We start from the raw sequence: 22,543 nt of genomic DNA on the forward strand, positions 1-22,543 counted from the left end.
TGACACAAATCCACATTCACAATTACACATTTTATCACAACCTGAAGTGATACCAAATAATTCAGGTGGAAAGGAGAACTGGTATATTAAATTTATTACTCATTATATGAGTAACTTAAATATACCAGGAGTGATGTGAAATGATGACATTTATCAGTGCGTTTGTAGTGTGCGGCGGAATCTGTCTTGCAGGGCAGCTGATTTATGACAATACGAAGCTTACAGCGGGACATATCACTTCTATATTTGTGGTGATCGGTGCAGCCCTGGATACCTTTGGATGGTATGACAAGCTGTTGGAGTTTGCCGGCATGGGGGCCTCCTTACCGATTACCAGCTTTGGACATTCTCTGATTCACGGGGCGCTTGCGAAGGCGCAAAGCGACGGTGTCATGGGGATTTTACTTGGTATGTTTGATTTGACGGCGGCCGGAATCACCAGCGCCATTCTGTTTGCCTTTCTGGCAGCGCTCGTGTTTCGTGCAAAATCCTGATGAAGGATCTGAATCAGCGGCTGGAGGAAATCCGCACGGCACTGTCGCCGTCCTTTGACATTGTCTACCGCCATGTCACCATACAAAATACACAGGCATGGCTGATTTTTCTCTCCTCCCTGTCGGATAGTGAGCTGATTGCTTCTCTGGTGGAGGGCTTTGTCATCACGGCCGGGAATGATCTGCATATCACCTTTTATCCGGGGGCAATCGATAAGCTGACCGATCGAAAAAAGGCAATCACCAATATGCTGAGCGGACAGTGTCTGGTGCTGATGGATACCAGCGAGGTTTATTATTGCATAGAAACCCGGCATTATCCTGCCAGATCCACTGCTGAACCGAATGTCGAGAAAAGCGTACGCGGGGCACATGACGGCTTTGTGGAAAATGTTATTCTCAATGTCGGTCTGATCCGCCGCAGAATCCGTGATCCCCGTCTGGTTGTCACGATGAACAAGGAAGGCATCAAGACGCGGACAGATGTTGCCTACCTGTACATCGATGGTCTGGTGGATGTGGATGTGCTGCATGATTTTGAAACACGCATGCATACACTTCCGGAGGCGGAAATCCTCAGCGAGCGAAATCTTGTAGAGCTGCTGTATGGAAAGACATGGAATCCCTATCCGCATGTCCGCTATTGCGAGCGCCCGGACATCTGTGCAATCCACCTGCTGCAGGGATATTTGGTTGCACTGGTTGATAATTCTCCTACCGGTGTAATCCTTCCGACGACATTTTTTGAACAGACCAAGCAGATTGAGGAATATACGCAGACGACGCTGGTGGCGACCTTTACCCGTGTCCTTCGCCTGATCGGGATTGTATTTTCTCTATATCTGCTTCCCCTGTGGATTGCTCTGGTCATCGACCAGAATCCGACGCTGCTCAATATTCCGATTCAGCATGTCAATGTATATCAGTTCGGCTTTCAGGTAATTCTGGCGGATATCATTGTCGAATGGATCCGGCAGTCCCTGATCCATACACCGACCATCCTTTCCAGCATCATGAGCTTTGTGGCTGTGTTTCTGCTGGGGGATATGGCAATTGAGCTGGGAGCCTATACAAAAGAGGTTCTCATCATGGTGGCTCTGGTCAATATCGGCAATCTGTTAACACCAAGCTATGAGCTGTCGCTTGCCAATAAGGTATTTCGTATCTTTATCGGCTTTCTGGCACTCGTATTTGGCGTTAGCGGCTTCTGTGTGGGCGTCCTGCTGCACATCGTGATACTGCTATCGACCAAGACAATTAAATTTCCATACCTGTATCCGCTCATCCCGTTTTCCTACAAGGAATGTCAGCGAATCCTGTTCGGTGCTCCCATCAAGGTCAAACGGGACACTACCTCTAAATCAACAAAAGGATAACGAAGAACAGATGCGAATTTCTGTTCTTTTTGCTTCTCCTGTACCCTGTTATGCCGCTATACTGTGGAAACGCATAGAGCCTTCGTGAACTGCTTGTGTGTATCGGATGAAGACTAGCATCAGGTGGATGGTAGGCTGCTGCTTGACGGTGCAGGTAAACATTAGGACGTGTGTGCGGTATATGGGGCACAGGATGTAGCATCTGTATTCAGCCTGTACAAGCATGCTTGCGCAGCTGGAAGTACGCAAGCTGTCTGATGAACGTGCAGGTTAGCGCGTATGTCTATTACCGGAAAAGGGGATGTCTATACGCTTTATAAATTTACAAGGCGTTCTGAAGAAGGGATGCCTTAGCCTGTAAAAAAGCCGATTCTATATAAAAAAGATGAAAAAACAGAGCTGTGTGAAAATTTTTCTACATTTTCATGCGGTTTTTTGCTATAATAAAAAAATGCGAGGTGATTTCTATGGCGTTTACGGTGACAATCGATCAGTTTGAGGGGCCACTTGACCTGATGCTGCATCTGATCAAGGACAATAAGCTGGATTTGTTCGAGCTGGATATGGATCTGTTGACAGATCAGTATTTGCATTATCTCAATGCCATGGAATCGATGCATCTGGAAATAGCAAGTGAATATTTGGCAGAGCTGGCTGGTCTGATTGAATACAAGAGCAAGAAGCTGCTGCCACGGGAAAAGGTTGTCATTGAAGAAGAGTATGAAGAGGATCAGCGGGAAAAGCTGGTTCGCCGATTGCTGGAATATCAGCGCTATAAGGAAATCAGCGAGCAGTTTGAACAGAAATATGAGGAACGCCAGCTGATGATGAGTAAGCCGATGAGTGAGGAAACACAGAAATGGTTGAATACAACGGTAGAAGGGGAATTTGTCGGAAATCCCTATGATCTCATTAAGGCGATGAACCGTGTGCTGCGCAGAGCGGCACTGACACATCCTTATGAAACCAGAATGAAGGTCAAGGAGTTATCCCTGGATGAGCGCGTTATACAAATTAAAAAACGACTGAAGAACTGGGTAGGAAAGATGAGCTTTGAAGAGCTGTGCAGCGATTGCACGGATCTGCACATGATTATCGTTACGTTTCTGTCCGTTCTGGATTTAATCAAGCATAAGGAAATAACCTTCCACATAGATGAAGAAGAAAACATATGGATCATTCGAGGTGAACAAATATATGCATGAGCATGAAAAACGGGTTCTTGAGGGACTGCTTTTTCTCAGCGGTGATGAGGGACTGAGCATCGAGCAGCTGAACGGCTGTGTCGAGGAGCTGGATAAAAAGGAAATTGAAGTGGTACTGGATGAGCTGATGCAGGATTATCTTGCGGATGTGCATGGGATCGAGCTTGTTCGCTTTGGCGGAATTTATAAATTCGTATCCAAGGAGGCAATCCATCCGTATGCGCAGAAGCTGTTCAGCTCTACCAAGGTGGCAACCCTGTCCAATGCCGCGTTGGAAACTTTGGCAATCATCGCCTATAAGCAGCCGATCACCCGTGCAGAAATCGAGGAAATACGCGGTGTGAGCTGCGATATGATGGTGCGCAAGCTGCTGGCGAGAAATCTGATCAAGGAATGCGGCAGAAGTGATGCACCGGGAAGACCGTTTCTATATGAGGTCACGGAGGAGTTTATGGATACCTTCAAGCTGGTCAGCCTGAAGGAGCTTCCGGAGCTTCCGGATTTCAAGGATACCATGGAGGAAGAGCTGTTTGAGGAATAGCTCTTTTTTACATGGAGGAGGTATGATGCAAAAAGACGAAGTGAAAAAACTATCTTCCTTTGATGAAGCTTAGCATATGCGTATATAGAAAAAGGAAAATGGATTTTTTGTTTTTGTCACATTTGTGGAAAATCCATAACTTTTCCACTGTATAAAGCGTTGGTATTGTGGAAAACTGCAGTCTTTTCCATAATGATGCCAATTATTCCACAACACTTTACATATGTATCATTGCGGACTATACTGTACATGTACCAAGGAAAGGTACTTACAAGAGCTTATATACAGGCTGGTACTACAGAAAACTGGATAGATACGGAGGCGATATAATAAAAGAACGGATTCCGTGCACTGGTCAGCGAGTAGGTGGACACCTGTAAAGGCTGTGAGAATCCCAGAAGAAGAAAACTGATGAAACTTATAAATGCGAAGAACGTATGAGAGTTAAGGAAGTCAGGAACAAGGTATTCAAAAGGGAAGCTTGGACATGGGGACGAAAGCAAGCGGAAATTGGAAAAGTGCGAGGAACGCCGGAACAACGAACGCTGTGAAAGTAGGAAGCATGAAAGAGTAGCTCATAGCTGTGGATTGCGGGTATCGAAACTGATGAAACTTATAAGTGCGAGAAACGTACGAGAGTTAAGGAAATCAGGAAACGGGTAGAATCCGTGATTCACGTATATAGAAAAAGGAGAACGCAAAGGAAAAGGCGTTCTCTTTTTTTGCGTGTGCACATATACTTTCGTAGGTGATGTGAATGAAACGAAGTCTTTGTATCCTGCTGTGTCTGCTGCTGCAGCTGATGAGTGTCCATGCAGAGAGCTATGTGGTGTTGAGTGGTGCGGACAATACGATTGTAGAAGAAAAAAACAAGGATGAGAAGCAGAGCGTGGCATCTATTTCCAAAATCATGACCGCTGTGATTGCAATCGAGCATGGACAATTGGATGAATCCTTTGCGGTTGATGATGAAATCAATAAGGCATATGGAAGCAGTGTCTATCTGAAGCAGGGACAGCAGGTAACCATGCGGGATCTGCTGTATGGCCTCATGCTGAGGAGCGGTAATGATGCAGCGGTGGAAATTGCAAAGCATGTTGCCGGTTCACAAGTTGCCTTTGTTGAGCTGATGAATCGCAAGGCGGCAGAAATCGGGATGAGCAATACGACGTTTTCCAATCCAAGCGGTCTGGATGAGGAGGATGGGGGCAATATTTCAACAGCCAATGATATGGCGGTACTGATGAGCTATGCGATGAAAAACAAAGAATTTCGGACCATTACCGGAAGCAAATATTATACGACTGACTGGAATATGCGCTGGAAAAACAAGAATCGCCTGCTGTTTGACTATCCCTTTACCGTCGGTGGGAAAACCGGCTTCACCAAAAAGGCCGGCCGGACACTGGTGAGTGCCGCAGAGCATGACGGTGTGGAAAGCATTGTGGTGACGCTGCGGGAGGGGGATGATTTCGCCTTTCATGAACAAAAGCACACCGAGGTGTTTCAGAAGATGGATGTGGTAACGATTATGCGCAAGGGTGACTATACGGTAAACGGTAGGAAATTCCATGTCCCGGAAACGCTGAAGGTGACGCTGCATAAGGATGGCAGTGACAAGCTGCGCGTTAAAACACACTATGACCATAAGGATTTTGTCGTTGAGGTTCAGAAAAATGACGATGTAAATGTATACAGCTTCGCAAGCAAAAAGGTAAGGGGAGGAGGTCTGTTTTCGTGAATATCATCTGGCTGCTCATCGTGCTGGTCACGATTCTCTACTGTCTGATGACCGGTAATGTCGGTATCATCAATGATGTTTTTCTCAATGTCGGCAAGGAAACCCTCGACTTTGTGATTCCGCTGCTGTGTGTGACCTGCTTCTGGAACGGAATTCTTTACATCGCACGAGACGCCGGGATCATTCATGGACTGGAACGGCTGTTTCATCCTTTGTTGAAGCGGCTGTTTCCGGATTTGAAGGACGATGAGGAAACACTGGGCTATGTGGCAACGAATGTGGTCGTCAACATGGTGGGACTGGGCTCTGCAGCAACGCCGGTTGGTTTGCAGGCGATGAAGGGCATGCAGCGGCAGAATCCGGACAAGGATACGGCCTCCCGCTCCATGATTACCTTTCTCGTTTTGAATACGGCTGGTGTTACGCTGCTGTCCACGACACTGATTGCCCTGCGGGCTTCCTTCCATTCCCTGCATGTGACCGGTTTTATGCCCTATGCCATTGTATCGACGCTGTTTGCCTCTGTTGTCGGCCTGAGCATTGACCGCTGGTGGAATTACCGTGATTAACACAGACTATATTCTACCAATCCTTGTACTGGTCATCGTCGCCGTCGCACTGCTTCGTCGTATCAATGCGTACCATTCCTTTACCGAGGGTGTCAAGGATGGGATGAAGCTGTTTCTGGATATTTATCCCGCGTTGCTTGCCATGATGTGTGCAATCGCGCTTTTGCGGCAGAGTGGACTGATGGATATATTGTGCAGTGCACTGGCTGCCCATATTGCGAATATCCCTAAGGAAATCTGGCCGATGGTGATCTTTCGTCCGATTTCCGGAAGCGCCTCGTTGGCGGTGCTGGTCGATATCTTTCAGGTATGCGGTGTTGATTCGCTGGCCGGCAATATGGCGAGTATCATTCAGGGCTCTACCGATACGACCGTTTATGTGATCACCCTGTACTTTTCCAGTGTGGGAATTCGCAGGATCAAGAATGCGCTGGCCATCGGGCTGCTGGCGGATGTGGCTGGAATTTCCATGGCCATTCTGCTGGCACTGTATGTGTTTGCGTGAAATAGATAATAAATAACAGGAGGAATGAAAATGGCAGATATGAACGATGTAAAAAACAGATTAAAGAATATGCTGGCAGTGAATGAGGAAAAGGTGGCTGTAGCTGCAGAAAAAAGCGACCACGTTGTATGTGTGTTTCGCCTGGACAGCTTTGATGATGTAGAGGCTGTGGGAGAGGCTTTGAAAAAGAACTTCCTCGTGCTGCTGGATATTACGGCATGTGATGAGGAGTGTGCACGCAGAATCCGCGATTTCATGAAGGGTGTTGCCTATCCGATGCAGGTATGGATTCAGGAGATGAGCGAGAACATTCTGGTATATCTGCCGGATGGCTATCAGATTCAGGAATTCCAGAATTAGTCGATTTTGCTTTTCAAAGCGCAGCATTTCATGTACAATACCCATGTGAGGTGTATAGTATATGGAACGATTACAGAAAGTGATTGCGGCAGCCGGAATCACATCAAGAAGAAAAGCTGAGGTTCTGATCAGCGAGGGAAGAGTCGCTGTGAATGGAGAAACCATAACAGAACTTGGATATAAGGTAAAGCGCGGAGATCTCATCGAGGTGGATGGCAAGGCGATTGAAAAGGAAGATAAGGTTTATTTTCTGATGAACAAGCCGAAGCGCACCATGTGTACCAGCGATGATGAATTTGGAAGACAGACCGTGGTGGATCTGGTGGACTGCAGGCAGCGTATCTTTACCGTAGGGCGTCTGGACTATGATACCAGCGGTGTGATCATTTTAACCAATGACGGGGATTTCGCAAATGAGATCATTCATCCGCGATATCACATTCCCAAGGTGTACAATCTGACGATCAACGGGATATTGACACCGGAGGACATGAAGAAAATAAAAACGGGTATCGTGCTGGATGACGGTATCAAGACCCTGCCTGCGAAATATCGCATCACGGAAAAGGATACAGAGAAAAATCAGTGCAGCTTTGATTTGACGATTGTCGAGGGAAGAAATAGGCAGATCAAGCGCATGATGGAGGCCCTTGGCTATGAGGTGCGCCGTCTGCACCGCAGTAAGCTCGCCTTCCTGCATTGCAGTGATCTGCGGCAGGGAGAGTACCGTGTGCTGAAGCCCTTTGAGGTGAAGCAGCTGCGCAGTCTTGCCCAGAAGGGGGAAATGAAGCAGCGATAGCTATCACTGTTTATGGTTGGCAGGCACAGCAGCCGTACGGCCAGGAAAGCAAGCAGTGCAGTGTGGGAAAAGCTACAGCAGGGCATAAGAGCGGATCGGGCAGAATGCTGTCGGATTCGTTTTTTATGTTGTTTCCACTTATGTGCTTACGTTTCTGAAATGTTTTTTTGGTTGAAGAAACACAGAAAATGATGTATGATTAACGCGGTGATTTTATGCAGCAATATTTTGTAAATACACTGGCGATGCCAGGAGAATTGATACCGATGACAAAGGAACAGACACATCACATCCGCCGCGTTATGCGTATGCAGCAGGGGGATGTGATTCGTGTTGCCGACAACAGCGGCCGCGTACTGCTAGCGGAAGTGGAATATCATCAGGAGGAAGCAGCGGCACGTGTTGTAAAGGAAGTGCAGGATCGCTCCCGGACAAGTGTAGAGCTGATTCTTGCGCAGGGGATGATCAAGGGGGAGAAATGGGACTATCTGCTGCAGAAAAGTGCAGAGCTGGGCGTGGCGGAAATCATTCCGTTTGTATCCAGCCGCTGCGTTGTAAAAATCAAGGATGAGAAATCGGAAAAGAAAATTGTACGATGGAATAAAATTTTAAGTGAGGCCTGCGAGCAGTGCAAGCGCTCTACACTGGTGCGGCTGCAGTCGCCCTGTGCATTCTCAAAGCTGTCGCAGATCGATGCTGATTTGCGGCTGATTGCCTATGAGGATGCCGATTGCAAAAGTGAGCGCCTGTGCGAGGTGCTGCGTGCACATTCGTCCCCAAGTCGTGTTTTGATGGTGGTCGGCAGTGAGGGCGGCTTTTCGGCGGATGAGGTTGAAACGCTGTGCGCATCCGGCTTTCACCGCGTATCCTTAGGCGGACGGATACTGCGTGCGGAAACAGCGGCGATCTCGCTGCTGAATTCCATTGAGTTTTACTACGATATGGCAGGTGAAAAAAATGAAGACGATATATGATCGGCTGAATAAGGTGTATGATAAGACACTTCTGGATCAAAAGGATATCCGGAAGCATTACCGTACCATCTGTGACCTGCTGGAGGAATATCAGATTCCCCACGACGGGAAAAGCGATGATGCTGTGATACAGAATGAAATCGTCTATGAATCCCTGCTCGTTAAACGGCAGTTTGAGGATGTTTTTTTTGACACCTATGTAAAAATGTTCGATTACTGGTATGATCTGAATTATCTGGAGCGTAAGGCACAGATGAATGTGGATGTGGAACGCTTCGTGAAAGAGCTCCGGCATTTTGAGGCGGATGGGGAAACGATTTATATGCCTGCCTTTGCGCCGGGCTTTAATCATCTTTATCATACGGAAATCGTGCTGCTGGATTTGAAGCAGTATCATAAGTTTATCCGAGAATGTGCAAAGGAAGTACAGTACAGGCGCTATGGTGCCAAGCCGTTTCAGCATGGCTTTTCCAGCTGTGAGCTGCTGGTGGAGGCGGATGAGGGCTATGTCGTTTTCCATCCAGTCATGCATCGCTGGTATCTGTATGATGAAACCGGACTAAAGCGCAGCGTATCCGTGGATATGAAACAGGAGCTGCAGGAGGCCTGGAAGCAGGAAATTGCGCTGCTTTTATTAAAGGAGCAGCACGAAGCGCTCGTTGCGTTTTTGATCGAGCATGCGCTGATAAAAAAACGATTGGGCAAAAAGCTGGAAAAGCTGCTGGAGAAGCAAAAGAAAAAGCAGAAAAAGAAGGCAGACAAGGAGTGACAGCATGACAACATTTGCAATAGCCACACTGGGCTGCAAGGTAAATACATATGAATCACAGGGCTATGAGAGTGCCCTGCTGGAAAAGGGCTACGTACAGGTATCCTTTAAAGAGCGAGCGGATGTCTATATCATCAACACCTGTGCCGTGACCAATACGGCCGGCAGTAAATCCCGTCAGAAAATACATGCGGCCATCGCTTTGAATCCGGATGCGTTGATTGCGGTTGTCGGCTGCTATGCACAGACGGCAAGTGAACAGCTGGAGCAGGACGCCAATATTGATATTTTGCTGGGAAGTGATGGGAAAAGCAGATTGGCGGATATGATTGAAGAGGGTCTTCGGCAGAAGCGTCCGCAGAAGCTCATTCATGATGTCCGCAAGGTCAATGTGTTTGAAGCGCTTCCGATTCATCGCTTCGAGCATCAGACACGGGCTTTTTTGAAAATACAGGATGGCTGCAATCAGTTTTGCAGCTATTGCATCATACCGTTTGCACGTGGAGCGGAGCGTTCGCTGCCGGAGGATGAGGTACTTGCCATCGCACGCAGACTGTGTGAAAGCGGCCATCAGGAAATCGTGTTGAGCGGCATTCATACCGGTCGCTACGGCAATGGGATCAACAGCAGTCTGTGCCAGCTGATGAAGCGCATGGTGAAGGAAATTCCCAACCTGCAAAGAATCCGTATCTCTTCAATCGAAATGAATGAAATCACGGATGAGCTGCTGGAATTTATAAAGGGGGAAGAAAAAATCGCCCGGCATCTGCATATTCCCGTGCAGTCTGCCAATACTACGGTATTGAAGAATATGAACCGTCCCTATACGATAGCATGGTTTATGGAACGGGTGGAGTATATCCGCTCCCTTATTCCGGATATCTCCATATCCAGCGATGTCATTACCGGGTTTCCGCAGGAAAGTGAAGAGCAGTTTCAGGATACCCTGGATAATATCGCACGTATGCGCCTAAGCTTTCTGCATGTATTCCCGTATTCCCGCCGCGATCATACAGCAGCTGCGCAAATGAGCGGTCATCTGGAAAATAAAATAAAGAAAGAACGCGCATCAAGACTTGCGAATCTTTCCAAACAGTTATATACTGCTTATAAACAGAATTTCATTGGAAAGGAAGTTTCTGTCATTTTTGAGAAGGAAAAAGATGGAAAACTGATCGGCCACAGCAGTGAATACCTGGAGGTCGCAGCAGCGGCTCCGCTAACCTGGCTGCATACGATGCATACCGTACGCATCACGGCACTGGATGGGGATTTGCTGGTTGGCTGTCCGCTAAAGGAGGAGTCTTATGAAGCTGTCTCAAATGTTTGAAAATGCCCCGGAGATTGAGATTGCGGGGCTGTGCATCGATTCCCGCTGCGCCAAGGCGAATGATATGTATTTCTGCATGGAGGGCATGGTGCATGACGGGCATGAATTTATTGATGATGTCATCGAAAAGGGTGTAAAATGCATCGTGCATTCCAAGCCGGTGGACGATATGAAAAAAGGGGTCGCCTATATTCAGGTGGAAAATGTCAATCGCACACTGAATCGGGTGGCGTCCATGTTTTATGGGCATCCAAGCCGTAAAATGAAGGTGTTCGGTGTTACCGGAACAAACGGGAAGAGCACCATCACCAGCATCATTCGGGACGTATATTCCCATTTTGCGCCCTGCGGCTACATCGGAACCATCTCTATCAGCTATGGCGATGTGACTCTGCCGCCGTCTTTGACGACGCCGGATGCTGTGCTGATTCATAAGACGATGAAGGATATGGTGGAGCATGGTATGCAGGCCGTCGCTTTGGAGGTCAGCTCGCATGGTCTGGAGCTGGGACGTGTGCAGAGCGTGGATTTTGATGTCGCTGTGTTCAGTAACCTGACCTATGACCATCTGGATTTTCATGGGACGATTGAGCATTACTTTGAAGCGAAGAAAAAGCTGTTCACTAATCTGAAAAAAGAGGGCGTTGCTGTGTTGAATGCGGATGATGCCTATGTGGATCAGCTGGCAGATGCTACTGAGGCCAGCGTTGTTACCTATGGTATTGACAACCATGCGACCTATCAGGCGGAAAATATCCGGATAGAGAAAACGGGATCACGGTTTACGCTGGTTCATGGGGCACAGCGCTATGAGGTTTCAACCAATCTGGTTGCCCTGTATAACATATACAATCTGCTGGGTGCTGTTGCAGCGATGGCAGAGAGCGGTATTCCGATTGAACAGCAGCTGCCCTACCTGAATGATATCCGGCAGATTGAAGGGCGTATGGAACGCATAGACGAGGGCCAGCTGTTTAATGTCATCGTTGATTTCGCACATACTCCGGACGGAATGGAAAAGGTTTTTGAATATGCGAAGGATATCACAGAGGACGGACACAGCATTATCGCCGTGTTTGGCTCCGCCGGCAAGCGGGATACAAAGAAGCGCAGGGTCTTCGGTGAAATCGCAAGCCGCTATTGCGACAGCATCATTCTGACGGAGGATGATCCACGGGATGAGGATCCGCGGGAAATCGCTAACGAAATCAAAAGCGGTATCAGCGATACGAATAATATTTTCATTGCGGATCGTTACGCTGCCATACGGCAGGCCATCGAGAGTGCCAATGTGAAGGATACCGTACTGATTCTCGGCAAGGGGGATGAGGTTTTCATGTATCGGGAATTCGGACGGGAGCCGTGGATGGGAGATCACAATGTCGCTCGTCACTGCATCCGCAAATACAGTCTTGGACTGGAGGACGATGAAAAATAGCGTTGTAAAATAAGTATAAAAAAATTTTCTGTATGAATTTATAGAAAATGAACATATTTATGTTGCATTTTCATATGTTTTTCAGTATAATAATATTGCTTGCATCAGAAGGGAGGGTAAATCATGCCGAAAGTAGTACTTAAAGAAAACGAAGTTCTTGATGATGCTTTACGTAGATTCAAACGTCAAGTATCAAGAAATGGAACCCTTGCTGAAGCTCGCAAAAGAGAGTTTTACGTAAAACCTGGCGTTCGTCGTAAATTAAAGTCAGAAGCTGCGCGTAAAGCACGCCGTGGAAAATAGAAGAGGCCGATAGGCTTCTTTTTTTAATGCTTATGCTCGTGGGGAGAGGTTGATTATCAAAGGAGCTGCTCTGTACAAGAGCTGTGGTGCATGTATCGGCAGCTAGCCAAAAGGTTTTCTATAATAAAAAAGAAATCAAACAAAGCGGGTGTGCAGGGGGTTGTGCAAACGAGTCAATCTGCTATAATCAGCATGAAGATGAGATACACCATGAACATGGGGAGGTACGATATGCAAATCATCGAAATAGAGCGTCTCAGCCGCGATTATGGAGAGGGGAGGGGAATCTTTGATATTTCCTTTTCCATCGCTGAGGGAGAGGTTTTCGGCTTTCTGGGACCGAATGGAGCAGGGAAGACGACAACGATTCGTCATCTGCTAGGATTTTTGAAGGCGAAACAGGGATCTGCACGGATTCTGGGTATGGACTGCTGGAAGCAAGCCGATGCCATTACCAGACAGCTTGGCTATATACCGGGAGAAATCAATCTGCTGAATGAAATGAGCGGTGATGAATTTCTGCGCTTTATGGCGCGTTATCGGAATATGCAGGATAGCGGGCGGACACAGGAGCTGCTGGAGCGCTTTGAACTGCGGCCAAACGGAGCCATACGGCGTATGTCCAAGGGGATGAAGCAGAAGCTTGGAATCGTAGCGGCTTTTATGCATGATCCCAAGGTGCTGATTCTGGATGAGCCGACCAGCGGACTGGACCCGCTGATGCAAAATGCCTTTGTCGAGCTGATTCAGGAGGAAAAGCAAAGAGGAAAGACGATTCTGATGTCTTCCCACATGTTTGAGGAAGTGGAAAAAACCTGTGATCGTATCGGTATCATTCGGCAGGGGCATATGGCGGCAGTCGAGGATACCACCATATTGCAGAAGAATAAAACGAAGACGTATATCCTCACCTTTGCTGATTCCTCACAGACACAGCGCTTTTTGCACGAACGACTCAACATGAAGCAGATCAGTGAGCTGTGCGTGCATGTATATATCCGGGAGGAGCTCAAGGCGCTGCTGCAGCTGTTGCCGGCCTATGAGCTGCGGGATCTCAGTGTCGCAACACAGAGTCTGGAGGATATCTTTTTGCAGTATTACGGAGAGAGGGGAGAAGCACATGAATAAGACACTATTTCGTATGGAGTGGAAATCAGCCTGGAAGCTGCTGCTTATTTTTATTTTGATTTTAGCGATGTATTTCAGTATTATGCTGACGATGTTCGATCCAGAGCTGGGCTCAGCACTGGCGCAGTTTGAGAAGCTTATGCCGGAAATGATGGCAGCGGTTGGTATGAGCGGTACGGCAACAACGCTGGTGGATTTCTTTTCTACTTATCTATATGGCATGATCATGATTATGTTTCCATTTCTATTCTCTGTCATTCTCTCTTTGCGGCTGCTTGTCAAAAAGGTGGATAACGGCAGTATGACCTACCTGCTGAGCTGCGGGGAAAAGCGAAGTCATGTCTGGGTGAGTCAGCTGGCAGTCCTATTGAGTGCGCTGTTTCTTCTGATCGCCTTCTGTACGCTTTTGGGAATCGTATGCAGTATGGTTATGTTCCCCGATGATTTGGATGTCGCAGCTTTTCTGCGGCTGAATCTGGGGTGTCTGCTGCTACAGACAGCGCTGGCATCCATCTGCTTTCTCGCCTCCTCTGCTTTAAATGAATATCGCCATGCCGCCTTGATCGGTGCGGGGAGCGGGGTATTGTTCATTCTGATTCAGATGCTGGCCAATATGAAGGGAAATCTGGAAAAGCTGCAGTATGCAACGATTATGACGCTGTTTGATACACAGGGGCTGATTGCCAATGAGGCACAGGCCTGGGGCCGTCTGGGTGTATTGCTTCTGATCGCTGTTTGCTGCCTTATTGTCGCCCGTCAATTCTTCTTGCAAAGAGATCTTCCTTTATAGCTGCACAGAGGTATTTCCTGCATACACAGGGGTACCTCTTTTCTTTTTTAGCAGTGCATGAAAGAAAGCTTTAAGCAGGCTGTCGCATACAGGATATCTTGCCATAGAAAAGGCAATTTACAAAAACACAACAAAATCTTAGCAAATCAAGGCTTGAAAGTGCATTCATGCAGGGGAGAAACAACAATTTTTTTACTTTTAACAAAAACATAACATTTCCGGTTACGCTTTTCTTTATAATGGAAACGAAGGAGGATAGCATTCACAGGCATAAAACCTCACGCACAAACGTATTTTGTATAGAGGTGAGAGTATGCTTTCCATAGATAAGAATCAGGTCATGATAGAACACTACAGGGAACTGACCCTGGTGAGCGAAACGAGAATACAGGTGACGATGAAAGCCTACCGCATAACGATAGACGGGGAGCGGCTGCATGTGCTGGCACTGGGAAAGGATGAGATCCTGCTGGAGGGCAGCGTGCAGAATCTGGCGTTCGCATATGAAAAATAGAAAGGGATTCGGTCTTGACCAATGGAAAGTGCAGGCCTCTTGCGATGAGTTTTTATGGATAACAAAGAAAAATCAGCTGGAACTATATGATATTACTCTACATCGAAACTACATTCAGTTCTACGCATCCATTTTCCAGCGCCCGAAAATCTATCGCTGCTTTGAAACCTGTGATCTGATCACAACCACCGGTATGCTGGGGTATGCCCTGCGCAGCTTGAAAAAGCCCTATCGCATAGCAGCGATTCTGCTTTCCATATTGCTTTGGTATGGTCTTTCTTCCATGGTGTTTGAGATACAGATCAAGGGCGAAAAGGATGAAAGCCGCAGGCTGATTGCGGATACCCTGAAAAAGATGAAGGTGGTACCTCCCCTGAAAAGCCGCGATGTCACCCAGCTGAAGGCACAGCTGAAAAAGAATCTGGAAAACGATATCGCCTGGCTGGAAATCGAGAAGCAGGGCAGCCGCTATCTGATCACCTACACACCGAAGGAATTTGCTTCCTTATCACAGCTGGGACATGAGGAGCTCATTGCCCGGGAGGACGGCATGATTGAGCGCTTTGACATACAGCATGGAAACAAGCTTCATAAGGTCAATGAGTTTGTCCACAAAGGGGATGTGCTGGTGAGCAATGTGCTGGAGGATTCCAAGGGTGGCAAGCAGGAGGTATATGTCAAGGGACGTGTCTTTGCCTATGTCTGGAAGGATATCACCGTGACGATGGACAAGACAAAGGAACCGAAGGCCTTTCAGTATTTTCAGCTGCTGTTTGATGCCAGACGCAAGGTTAGCGAGGACTTTCATAAGGACGATCGCATTTACAAGGAAAATATTTTGCAATTCTCTACAGATATGGGTAAAATAAAGATGGTGATTCATTACACACTGATTAAGGACATCACCACACCATAACGAGAAGGAGCGCCTATGAGTGAACAATTTCGTATTGCATTAGAAGAATACCCGATGGAATGGATCGTAAAATTATGCGGAGCACAGGATAAGCATCTGGAGCTGCTGCGAAACGCCTTTTCCTGTGATATCATCATGCGGGACAATGAGCTGCGTATTCTCAGCGAGGATGCAGTTACCTTTCACAGTATTGAATCTGTGGTAAAGGCCTTGTTTGATATGATGGAGGCGCATATTGATGTCAGCGGCCGCGATATTGAATATGCCTGTCGGCTGGCGAAGCTGAATCGGCTGCAGGAGCTTTCCACCACCTATCAAAAAGCGATAGGAAAGACGATCAACGGAAAGCTGATCTATCCGAAAACGATTGGACAGCGGCATCTGTTTAAATGCATGTGCAACAGTGAAATCGTCTTTGCGACCGGAGTAGCCGGGACGGGGAAGACCTATCTGGCCGTTGTCTATGCGGCAGACCTGTTGAAAAAGGGAGAAATTCGCAAGATAATTCTGACCAGACCCGCTGTGGAGGCAGGAGAAAATCTGGGCTTTCTGCCAGGTGATTTAAAGGAAAAGGTGGATCCGTATCTGCGTCCGCTCTATGATGCCCTGTATGATACACTGGGACAGGAGCAGGTGGAGAAGCTGCTGGAAAAGGAAGTCATTGAAATCGCGCCGCTGGCCTATATGCGCGGACGAACGCTGGATAATGCCTTCATCATACTGGATGAGGCGCAGAATACAACACGGGCGCAGATGAAGATGTTTCTTACGAGAATGGGATTTCATTCCCGTATCGTCATTACCGGGGATGTAACACAGATCGATCTGATTAAAAAACGGGATTCCGGTCTGCTGAATGCCAAGCATCTGCTTTCCGGAATAGAGGGCATCTCCTTTGTGGAGCTGACCAGCCTCGATGTAGTTCGTAATCCGTTGGTTCAAAAGATCATTGAACGATATGAGCAGGAGGAAGAACGATATGGCAAGGATTTTATTGATTGAAGACGAAGACAACATACGCAAGATTATTGCATATGATCTGAAAAAGGCCGATTTTGATATCGTGGAATGTGCAGATGGTAAAACAGCGGTCGATCTGGCGATGAAAGAGGATTTCGATGTGCTGATCATCGACTGGATGCTTCCGCATGTCAGCGGAATCGATATTGTAAAACGGCTGCGCAGTGAGCACATTGACGCGATTTTTATCATGCTGACGGCAAGGGATGATGAAACGGATATTCTGTATGCCTTTGAGCAGGGCGTGGATGATTATATCACAAAGCCGTTTTCTCCAAGAGAGCTGCTGGCCAGGGTGAATGCCCATCTGAAGCGGCAAAACCGCAAGCAGGAGAAGCGTCTGGCGATTGGTGATTTGTCCATGGATATGAAGCGCAGGGAGGCGTATATCAAAGACCAGCTGATGACGCTGACCAAGAAGGAATTCGATCTGCTGGAGTATTTTATCCAGAATAAGGATATCGTGTTGTCCCGTGACAGCATTCTGAATGACATTTGGGGCTTTGATTATGACGGAGATACCCGGATTGTGGATGTGCATGTATTCAAGCTGCGCAACAAGCTGAACAAATCGCATGTACATATCAAATCTTCCCGCGGTGTCGGCTATTTGCTGGAGGAAGTGCATGAAGCGCAATAAATACGGGTATCTGGGACTGATTCTGGCCTGCATTGCGGTTATTCAGTACAATTATCATTTGAATGAATATATACTGCTGCTGCTCGTGGTTGTTTCGATTGCGCTGCTCTGGGAGCTTCTGGATCAGAAAAACCTGAACGTGCATCGTCGGGAAAACATCGAGCTGCAGGAGGAAATCAAATCGACTGCCAAGGATGCGCATTTGAAGAATAAGCAGCTGCTGACGGTTGTTACGAGTATACCGTTCCCGATGCTGCTGGTGGATCAGTTTGGGAATATCGTCATGCATAACAATGTCAGTGAGCTGTGTGAGGATGGCTTGATCAATGAGCATATGACATATATGAGCAATGCTTATTTGCATCCGGTGCGGGAGTTTATCAAGGATGCCTTTATTTTGGAAAAGCCGATGGATAAAATCATCGATATCAATGGTGTGGAATATCAGTCCATCAGTGTACCGGTAACAGCCAAGAAGAAATACAGCGGCTGTCTGGTGTTGTTTCAGGATATTTCAAAAACGCTGGAGGGGGAAAAGATGCAGAAGCGCTTTATTGCCGATGCATCGCATGAACTAAAAACGCCGATTGCCGTTATTAAGGGCATGGTGGAAATTCTCAATCGTGAGGATTTTGATGATGAGGAAACGCGCCGTGAATTTATGGACCAGATTGAGCAGGAAATCAATCGTCTGGATATTTTGGTGAAGGATTTGCTGCAGCTGTCACGCCTCAGTCTGTCCACGGTTTTGCTGGAACGAGAGAAAACCGATCTTTGCCAGGTGATCGATAAGGCGGTAAAGTCATTGCAGAAAAAGGCGGAGAAAAAGGGCCTGCACATCGTGAAGGAATATCAGAATCATGATTTGGTATTCTGTGATCCTTTGAAAATGAGTCAGGTTGTGTTGAATCTGCTGTCGAATGCCATCAAGTACAGTGATCGAGGTACGATCACCCTGAAAACGAGGGAAGAGGGCTCCTGGTTTGTTTTGCAGGTGATGGATGAGGGGCATGGTATTGCCGCAGAGGATTTGGAGAAGATCTTTGACCGCTTTTATCGGGTGGATGATGATCGTTCCCGAAGCAGCGGCGGCTCCGGGCTGGGGCTGTCCATTGTAAAATCCATTGTTGAGGCACACCATGGGGAATTAAAGGTGGAAAGTGAATTCGATAAGGGAACGACATTTACGGTCAGGTTGAAGAACTGATTTTCTGATACTGATCGTGAATGCCGGTTCTTTACTGAAAAAAATTATATAAATTGTCATGAAATGTAAATTTGCTCTTGCGTTTAAAAAAGAATAATGCTATAATAACCGAGCAAACAAAGATGTCGCGTTCGGCAAGCGGTCAAGCCACAGCCCTCTCAAGGCTGTATCACGGGTTCGAATCCCGTACGCGATACCATATAAAAAATGAGGGACACTGATAAACGGTGTCCTTTTTGTTTTGCTATGAGGAAGAAGTATTGTCAAAAGGGTATATGCACAATCAGATCAAAAAAGCGTCGGTAGGTAAAAAGGAATTCGATAATCCGCGATTTGATGACTTTTCTACGCAGATAGAGAAATTTATGCTATGATTTCTCTATGATATATGAAATGCTGATACCATGTTTGGTAACATGATGTAATTATATTAAATTGTGAGATCTCGTATTAAAATGATAACACTATATGACAAATTTGGTGAAATTTCTGATATATACAGACAAGTTCGACAAAATAACACAAAATCTGCATTCTATACATAGTAAGATACAGGTGGGAAGAGAAAACGGGGAAATCGTAAGGAGGTAGTAGTATGGAATTGACACACAGCACAAGGCGATTTCTCAAAATGGCTGCTCCGGTGATTGGAAGTGCCGGGATGTTTTTTGCCTTTTACCAGTGGATGGTAAGCCGGAAAGGGCAGGCAGTTGAAGAGATGGAGCATGTACAGACACAGGAGCGCGTGCTTCTTAAAGACCTGTGGAATCGCTACGATATGTATCGGTCGGTATATCGGATCTGTGATGATTATCTGGAAAATGACATGATGATGACCTCGCAGATGATTGATACGGTCAAAGAACGTCTAACGGACTGTCAGTCTTTTTTGAGACTGCATGAACCGTTCATAAGGAAGGATGTATGGGAGGCATATGAAAAGCTGTTAAACGCACACAATCATTTTATTGAAGTGATTATGTGGGAAATGTGCGAACCGGAGGGGCTGAATGCCTTTCTGCATAACAGCCGCAGCGATATATATGAGAATGAAGCACGGTTGATGGAGCTTCTGCGCGTATAACATACATAAAAAGCATTGTATCAAACCGATGGGAATCGGTGATTGAAACAATGCTTCTTTTAATTAAAATCAATGACTGCCTGTGGATCCTGTTCCTTTAAAAGCTGAATCATTTCCTTGCGCTTTTCCTCAAAGCAGTCATTCTGTGTACGAAAACAGGTACAGTGATGCTCAAAGATATCCAGAAGCTGCTCTACGGTGATTGTTTTATCCCTGCAGCCGGTGTTCTGTGAATTGATATTGATATTCCATGTGCCGATGTCATTGAGATAGGCAAAGCCAAGCTCTGTTATGGATAGGGGGTCGGCACCGGCAATCACTGCCTTTTTAAAAACTTCCTTTACTGTCATAGCTCTACTCCCATTCTGCTGTGCTTACAGCCATCTGCACAATATCATAGCGCGATACGCTGTAAAATGCAAATGAAGGATAGAAATTTGTACAATATGTATTCACGACCGTTATGCTTCACCGGCAGAAAATGGTGAATGTGATCATGAAGGGTATTGGATTGTTATCCTTCCGTTTTCTGATTTCAATAAGGGAGTAACCGATATCCGTGTTTATATGTGAAAATAAATCGGTAGGGGAGATAGCATGAAGAGGGGGATCACAGCTTGTGGTTTCTACAAGAAACGGTATTCTGAGATTAGAGAAAAGGTGAGATCCTGATGAAATGCGGTTTTGCCAAGAAAGAGCTGCCGGTAACACTTCCATGCGAATTGGCAGGCTATGTTGCAGATTGAGAAGCCCTGCAACAGCATGATACCGGTGACTGTCCAGCAGCTGGATCGGGAAACGCTTGTCTTTCTTCCGCTTGAGCTGTACTCTGAATTACGCAACAAGATCACAGACAGCCATATCCATTTTATTTGCTATGCGAGTGGCTGTTCTCTGTATCTTTGTAATGAAGAGACCTTTTTGAACGGATATTATGAATCTCGGATATTGCCATTTGAAAAAGGTGAGGGTGAAGTCCGGATGCATTGGTTGCACGATATAATACCAATGATCTGATATGTGCATTACAGACAATCTAAAACAAAATAGAAGAAAATAGATATCAGTGAGTGTCACCTCAGCGATATCTGTTTTTTTCTGTATTTGTTTAGCTGTCACTATTCATGGGTATGATATTTTTGAAGCGGGTCACGATATCCAAATTGACAAGTGCTGTATCCTGGTTGTTTTTCAGGTAGCTGCGTCCATAGGAGAAGGCCTCCTGTGGAGTAAGGCCATAAGCAGCCAGCCGCTTTCGTACTTCTGCCTCAAATGTCTTTGCCTCCTGCAGGGCTGCTCCCGTGCAATTCTTCTTAGAATCAAAAGCACCGATGGCTTCGTCCATCATGACATCGCAATTTCCATTTTTGATTTTCTTCAGCGTATGATCCCGATATGCCGCCGCCTGAACCCACTGAAAGCTCATACTGTCCGTTTTCTTTGTGGTGATTTCCATTGAGTAGTAGCTTCCGCCTGCCTTATTCCTGTCAGTTTCCAGAAGATAATCAAATATCAAATCCTTATTCTCCAGGCTTAGATAAAAGCATTTGTCATCCAATGCAACAATACTGTAGGTTACATCCTTGTCCTGCAACGCCTTACTCATGGCCTCGTTTTCCGGAGGTATCCCTTTGCAGCTGCTACAAAGGAAAACGACTGCCGCAGCGAAACAGCTTCTTAACAATTTCTTCATAATCGCCATCCCTTTTTATCTCATATCATAAGTATAGCACATTATATTACCGGTATGGATAGCAATGGATGGAAAACATTTTTACATTTTAACCAATGCTTAACAATCTCTTCATTATCAATTAACAAAGGTGTCGTATGATAGAACCGTATTCAAGGAGGAATATGAAAAATGAACATGTGGAAAAAAACTATGACGGCTACCGTAGCCTGCCTGATGACATTCTCACTGGCTGCCTGCGGATCCAGCGATGAAGGAAAAACAGCAGGTGTCAGCGGTGATATCAAAGTATATACGCGAGATTCATCAAGCGGAACCAGAGAGGCATTTGAAAAGGGGGTAGACTTTGAAGGAAGTCTGACAAAGAACGCTATCGAGGTATCCAGCAATGACGATATGGCTGCCAAGGTAGGCGCCGATAAAAACGGTATTGGGTATACATCCCTGTCCACCGATTTTGAGAAAAACGGTGTCAGCGCTCTGCAGTATGAAGGTGTCACAGCGAGCAGTGAAAGCGTACTGGATGGAAGCTATAAGCTGCAGCGTCCGTTTATGTATGTAACAAGAGCGGCGGGTGATTATGGAAATGATGACAAGGAACAGCTGGTACAGGCATTCCTGGACTTCATGCAGAACTCTACAGAAGGAATGGCAATCGTTAAGAAAAATGGCGGGGAAGTTGATGAAAGCAAGGCAAAGCCTTGGGATGAGCTCTCCAAAAAATATGAAGCTGTATTAGGGAAGGATAATTCCGCAATCACCATTACAACCTGCGGTTCAACATCCGTAGAAAAAACGGTAAAGGCTTCTCTGGAGGCGTTCTCTCCAATGGCAGGAAACTTCAAATTCACCATGAATCAGTCCGGAAGCGGAGATGCTGTACCAAGAGTGCTTGGTAAAGAAAAAGACGGTCCGAACAAAGGTGATATCGGCTTTGCTTCCCGTGCATTCAAGGAGGATGGTTCCGAGGATATTTCCAAAGCAATGGAAAGCGGACAGTATTGCATCGATGCAGTCGTTGCAGTTGTAAATAAGGAAAATACAGGTGTTACATCTTTGACGCAGGCCCAGCTGAAGAGCATCTTCACAGGTGAAACGCTGAAATGGGAAGACATCAAATAAAGAAAAGAAGCTAAAAAACGTGACT

Annotated in this window: 26 protein-coding genes and 1 tRNA gene; 25 read left to right on the forward strand and 2 right to left on the reverse strand. The window is 46.4% G+C overall.

Features of this window, described 5'->3' with window-relative positions; translation table 11 throughout:
• Positions 1-140 precede the first annotated feature (140 nt).
• From spoVAE to NE665_RS00115, 23 genes are all read left to right on the forward strand, one after another.
• Positions 141-494, forward strand: coding sequence for a stage V sporulation protein AE (gene spoVAE, locus NE665_RS00005; RefSeq protein ID WP_008817181.1), 354 nt, complete (start codon positions 141-143; stop codon positions 492-494).
• A complete protein-coding gene (locus tag NE665_RS00010) occupies positions 494-1,870 on the forward strand; it encodes a spore germination protein (protein WP_117444617.1) in 1,377 nt (458 codons plus the stop codon). The genes spoVAE and NE665_RS00010 overlap by 1 nt, the downstream gene beginning before the upstream one ends.
• A gap of 467 nt (positions 1,871-2,337) precedes the next feature.
• The gene (locus NE665_RS00015) at positions 2,338-3,075 is read left to right on the forward strand and encodes a segregation/condensation protein A (protein ID WP_117444618.1); all 738 of its coding nucleotides are present in this window, start codon (positions 2,338-2,340) and stop codon (positions 3,073-3,075) included.
• Entirely contained in the window at positions 3,068-3,616 is a 549-nt protein-coding gene (gene scpB / locus NE665_RS00020; RefSeq protein ID WP_002609177.1) for an SMC-Scp complex subunit ScpB, read from the forward strand. Before NE665_RS00015 ends, scpB begins: the two co-directional genes overlap by 8 nt.
• Positions 3,617-4,373: 757 nt before the next feature.
• Positions 4,374-5,357, forward strand: coding sequence for a serine hydrolase (locus NE665_RS00025; protein ID WP_117444619.1), 984 nt, complete (start codon positions 4,374-4,376; stop codon positions 5,355-5,357).
• Positions 5,354-5,926: a hypothetical protein gene (locus NE665_RS00030; RefSeq protein ID WP_008817186.1), complete on the forward strand. Its 573-nt coding sequence runs from the start codon at positions 5,354-5,356 to the stop codon at positions 5,924-5,926. Before NE665_RS00025 ends, NE665_RS00030 begins: the two co-directional genes overlap by 4 nt.
• Positions 5,919-6,431, forward strand: a complete 513-nt coding sequence (locus tag NE665_RS00035; RefSeq protein ID WP_008817187.1) for a spore maturation protein — start codon at positions 5,919-5,921, stop codon at positions 6,429-6,431. The genes NE665_RS00030 and NE665_RS00035 overlap by 8 nt, the downstream gene beginning before the upstream one ends.
• Positions 6,432-6,461: 30 nt before the next feature.
• Positions 6,462-6,791: a cell division protein SepF gene (locus NE665_RS00040; protein WP_117444620.1), complete on the forward strand. Its 330-nt coding sequence runs from the start codon at positions 6,462-6,464 to the stop codon at positions 6,789-6,791.
• Between the two features lie 61 nt (positions 6,792-6,852).
• Positions 6,853-7,590: a pseudouridine synthase gene (locus NE665_RS00045; protein ID WP_117444621.1), complete on the forward strand. Its 738-nt coding sequence runs from the start codon at positions 6,853-6,855 to the stop codon at positions 7,588-7,590.
• Positions 7,591-7,805: 215 nt separating this feature from the next.
• On the forward strand, positions 7,806-8,564 hold the full coding sequence (locus NE665_RS00050; protein WP_117444622.1) for a 16S rRNA (uracil(1498)-N(3))-methyltransferase: 759 nt from the start codon (positions 7,806-7,808) through the stop codon (positions 8,562-8,564).
• A complete protein-coding gene (locus NE665_RS00055) occupies positions 8,548-9,333 on the forward strand; it encodes an RNA polymerase subunit sigma (RefSeq protein ID WP_117444623.1) in 786 nt (261 codons plus the stop codon). The genes NE665_RS00050 and NE665_RS00055 overlap by 17 nt, the downstream gene beginning before the upstream one ends.
• Positions 9,334-9,337: 4 nt before the next feature.
• Positions 9,338-10,663 carry a tRNA (N(6)-L-threonylcarbamoyladenosine(37)-C(2))-methylthiotransferase MtaB gene (gene mtaB / locus NE665_RS00060; RefSeq protein ID WP_117444624.1) on the forward strand — a complete coding sequence of 442 codons (1,326 nt, stop codon included), beginning with the start codon at positions 9,338-9,340 and terminating at the stop codon, positions 10,661-10,663.
• The gene (locus NE665_RS00065; protein ID WP_117444625.1) at positions 10,641-12,101 is read left to right on the forward strand and encodes a UDP-N-acetylmuramoyl-L-alanyl-D-glutamate--2,6-diaminopimelate ligase; all 1,461 of its coding nucleotides are present in this window, start codon (positions 10,641-10,643) and stop codon (positions 12,099-12,101) included. Before mtaB ends, NE665_RS00065 begins: the two co-directional genes overlap by 23 nt.
• Before the next feature lie 123 nt (positions 12,102-12,224).
• The gene (gene rpsU, locus NE665_RS00070) at positions 12,225-12,404 is read left to right on the forward strand and encodes a 30S ribosomal protein S21 (RefSeq protein WP_002609166.1); all 180 of its coding nucleotides are present in this window, start codon (positions 12,225-12,227) and stop codon (positions 12,402-12,404) included.
• A gap of 231 nt (positions 12,405-12,635) precedes the next feature.
• Positions 12,636-13,532 carry an ABC transporter ATP-binding protein gene (locus NE665_RS00075; RefSeq protein ID WP_117444626.1) on the forward strand — a complete coding sequence of 299 codons (897 nt, stop codon included), beginning with the start codon at positions 12,636-12,638 and terminating at the stop codon, positions 13,530-13,532.
• Entirely contained in the window at positions 13,525-14,322 is a 798-nt protein-coding gene (locus NE665_RS00080) for an ABC transporter permease subunit (RefSeq protein WP_117444627.1), read from the forward strand. Before NE665_RS00075 ends, NE665_RS00080 begins: the two co-directional genes overlap by 8 nt.
• Positions 14,323-14,635: 313 nt before the next feature.
• A complete protein-coding gene (locus NE665_RS00085; protein WP_117444628.1) occupies positions 14,636-14,836 on the forward strand; it encodes a YabP/YqfC family sporulation protein in 201 nt (66 codons plus the stop codon).
• Positions 14,826-15,752 carry a sporulation protein YqfD gene (locus tag NE665_RS00090; protein ID WP_117444629.1) on the forward strand — a complete coding sequence of 309 codons (927 nt, stop codon included), beginning with the start codon at positions 14,826-14,828 and terminating at the stop codon, positions 15,750-15,752. Before NE665_RS00085 ends, NE665_RS00090 begins: the two co-directional genes overlap by 11 nt.
• A 15-nt stretch (positions 15,753-15,767) precedes the next feature.
• Positions 15,768-16,754, forward strand: a complete 987-nt coding sequence (locus tag NE665_RS00095) for a PhoH family protein (RefSeq protein ID WP_117444630.1) — start codon at positions 15,768-15,770, stop codon at positions 16,752-16,754.
• Positions 16,732-17,412 (forward strand): response regulator transcription factor, encoded by a 681-nt coding sequence (locus NE665_RS00100; RefSeq protein ID WP_117444631.1) that lies wholly within the window; start codon positions 16,732-16,734, stop codon positions 17,410-17,412. The genes NE665_RS00095 and NE665_RS00100 overlap by 23 nt, the downstream gene beginning before the upstream one ends.
• The gene (locus tag NE665_RS00105) at positions 17,399-18,619 is read left to right on the forward strand and encodes a HAMP domain-containing sensor histidine kinase (RefSeq protein ID WP_117444632.1); all 1,221 of its coding nucleotides are present in this window, start codon (positions 17,399-17,401) and stop codon (positions 18,617-18,619) included. The genes NE665_RS00100 and NE665_RS00105 overlap by 14 nt, the downstream gene beginning before the upstream one ends.
• 124 nt (positions 18,620-18,743) lie before the next feature.
• Positions 18,744-18,818: transfer RNA gene (locus NE665_RS00110), tRNA-Glu, on the forward strand.
• A 396-nt stretch (positions 18,819-19,214) separates the two neighbouring features.
• Complete coding sequence (locus NE665_RS00115; RefSeq protein ID WP_117441690.1) at positions 19,215-19,703, forward strand: hypothetical protein; 489 nt, start codon at positions 19,215-19,217, stop codon at positions 19,701-19,703.
• A 59-nt stretch (positions 19,704-19,762) separates the two neighbouring features.
• Here NE665_RS00115 and NE665_RS00120 read toward each other — a convergent pair whose 3' ends face one another.
• A complete protein-coding gene (locus NE665_RS00120) occupies positions 19,763-20,053 on the reverse strand; it encodes a hypothetical protein (protein ID WP_117441689.1) in 291 nt (96 codons plus the stop codon).
• A gap of 382 nt (positions 20,054-20,435) precedes the next feature.
• Between NE665_RS00120 and NE665_RS00125 the strand changes: the two genes are divergently transcribed.
• The gene (locus tag NE665_RS00125) at positions 20,436-20,720 is read left to right on the forward strand and encodes a hypothetical protein (RefSeq protein WP_117441688.1); all 285 of its coding nucleotides are present in this window, start codon (positions 20,436-20,438) and stop codon (positions 20,718-20,720) included.
• Between the two features lie 91 nt (positions 20,721-20,811).
• Here NE665_RS00125 and NE665_RS00130 read toward each other — a convergent pair whose 3' ends face one another.
• Complete coding sequence (locus tag NE665_RS00130) at positions 20,812-21,396, reverse strand: hypothetical protein (RefSeq protein ID WP_117441703.1); 585 nt, start codon at positions 21,394-21,396, stop codon at positions 20,812-20,814.
• A gap of 171 nt (positions 21,397-21,567) precedes the next feature.
• Between NE665_RS00130 and NE665_RS00135 the strand changes: the two genes are divergently transcribed.
• Entirely contained in the window at positions 21,568-22,518 is a 951-nt protein-coding gene (locus NE665_RS00135; protein WP_117441687.1) for a substrate-binding domain-containing protein, read from the forward strand.
• The last annotated feature ends 25 nt before the right edge of the window (positions 22,519-22,543 follow it).

The organism is Clostridium sp. DFI.1.208 (genome assembly GCF_024463855.1).
GTDB lineage: Bacteria > Bacillota_I > Bacilli_A > Erysipelotrichales > Erysipelotrichaceae > Clostridium_AQ.

What these genes read in the sequence shown, in the direction of transcription:
- spoVAE (WP_008817181.1), top strand. Translation starts at nt 141, where the DNA reads ATGATGACATTTATCAGTGCGTTTGTAGTGTGCGGCGGAATCTGTCTT.
- NE665_RS00010 (WP_117444617.1), top strand. Translation starts at nt 494, where the DNA reads ATGAAGGATCTGAATCAGCGGCTGGAGGAAATCCGCACGGCACTGTCG.
- NE665_RS00015 (WP_117444618.1), top strand. Translation starts at nt 2,338, where the DNA reads ATGGCGTTTACGGTGACAATCGATCAGTTTGAGGGGCCACTTGACCTG.
- scpB (WP_002609177.1), top strand. Translation starts at nt 3,068, where the DNA reads ATGCATGAGCATGAAAAACGGGTTCTTGAGGGACTGCTTTTTCTCAGC.
- NE665_RS00025 (WP_117444619.1), top strand. Translation starts at nt 4,374, where the DNA reads ATGAAACGAAGTCTTTGTATCCTGCTGTGTCTGCTGCTGCAGCTGATG.
- NE665_RS00040 (WP_117444620.1), top strand. Translation starts at nt 6,462, where the DNA reads ATGGCAGATATGAACGATGTAAAAAACAGATTAAAGAATATGCTGGCA.
- NE665_RS00045 (WP_117444621.1), top strand. Translation starts at nt 6,853, where the DNA reads ATGGAACGATTACAGAAAGTGATTGCGGCAGCCGGAATCACATCAAGA.
- NE665_RS00050 (WP_117444622.1), top strand. Translation starts at nt 7,806, where the DNA reads ATGCAGCAATATTTTGTAAATACACTGGCGATGCCAGGAGAATTGATA.
- NE665_RS00055 (WP_117444623.1), top strand. Translation starts at nt 8,548, where the DNA reads ATGAAGACGATATATGATCGGCTGAATAAGGTGTATGATAAGACACTT.
- mtaB (WP_117444624.1), top strand. Translation starts at nt 9,338, where the DNA reads ATGACAACATTTGCAATAGCCACACTGGGCTGCAAGGTAAATACATAT.
- NE665_RS00065 (WP_117444625.1), top strand. Translation starts at nt 10,641, where the DNA reads ATGAAGCTGTCTCAAATGTTTGAAAATGCCCCGGAGATTGAGATTGCG.
- rpsU (WP_002609166.1), top strand. Translation starts at nt 12,225, where the DNA reads ATGCCGAAAGTAGTACTTAAAGAAAACGAAGTTCTTGATGATGCTTTA.
- NE665_RS00075 (WP_117444626.1), top strand. Translation starts at nt 12,636, where the DNA reads ATGCAAATCATCGAAATAGAGCGTCTCAGCCGCGATTATGGAGAGGGG.
- NE665_RS00080 (WP_117444627.1), top strand. Translation starts at nt 13,525, where the DNA reads ATGAATAAGACACTATTTCGTATGGAGTGGAAATCAGCCTGGAAGCTG.
- NE665_RS00085 (WP_117444628.1), top strand. Translation starts at nt 14,636, where the DNA reads ATGCTTTCCATAGATAAGAATCAGGTCATGATAGAACACTACAGGGAA.
- NE665_RS00090 (WP_117444629.1), top strand. Translation starts at nt 14,826, where the DNA reads ATGAAAAATAGAAAGGGATTCGGTCTTGACCAATGGAAAGTGCAGGCC.
- NE665_RS00095 (WP_117444630.1), top strand. Translation starts at nt 15,768, where the DNA reads ATGAGTGAACAATTTCGTATTGCATTAGAAGAATACCCGATGGAATGG.
- NE665_RS00100 (WP_117444631.1), top strand. Translation starts at nt 16,732, where the DNA reads ATGGCAAGGATTTTATTGATTGAAGACGAAGACAACATACGCAAGATT.
- NE665_RS00105 (WP_117444632.1), top strand. Translation starts at nt 17,399, where the DNA reads ATGAAGCGCAATAAATACGGGTATCTGGGACTGATTCTGGCCTGCATT.
- NE665_RS00115 (WP_117441690.1), top strand. Translation starts at nt 19,215, where the DNA reads ATGGAATTGACACACAGCACAAGGCGATTTCTCAAAATGGCTGCTCCG.
- NE665_RS00120 (WP_117441689.1), bottom strand. Translation starts at nt 20,053, where the DNA reads ATGACAGTAAAGGAAGTTTTTAAAAAGGCAGTGATTGCCGGTGCCGAC.
- NE665_RS00125 (WP_117441688.1), top strand. Translation starts at nt 20,436, where the DNA reads ATGTTGCAGATTGAGAAGCCCTGCAACAGCATGATACCGGTGACTGTC.
- NE665_RS00130 (WP_117441703.1), bottom strand. Translation starts at nt 21,396, where the DNA reads ATGAAGAAATTGTTAAGAAGCTGTTTCGCTGCGGCAGTCGTTTTCCTT.
- NE665_RS00135 (WP_117441687.1), top strand. Translation starts at nt 21,568, where the DNA reads ATGAACATGTGGAAAAAAACTATGACGGCTACCGTAGCCTGCCTGATG.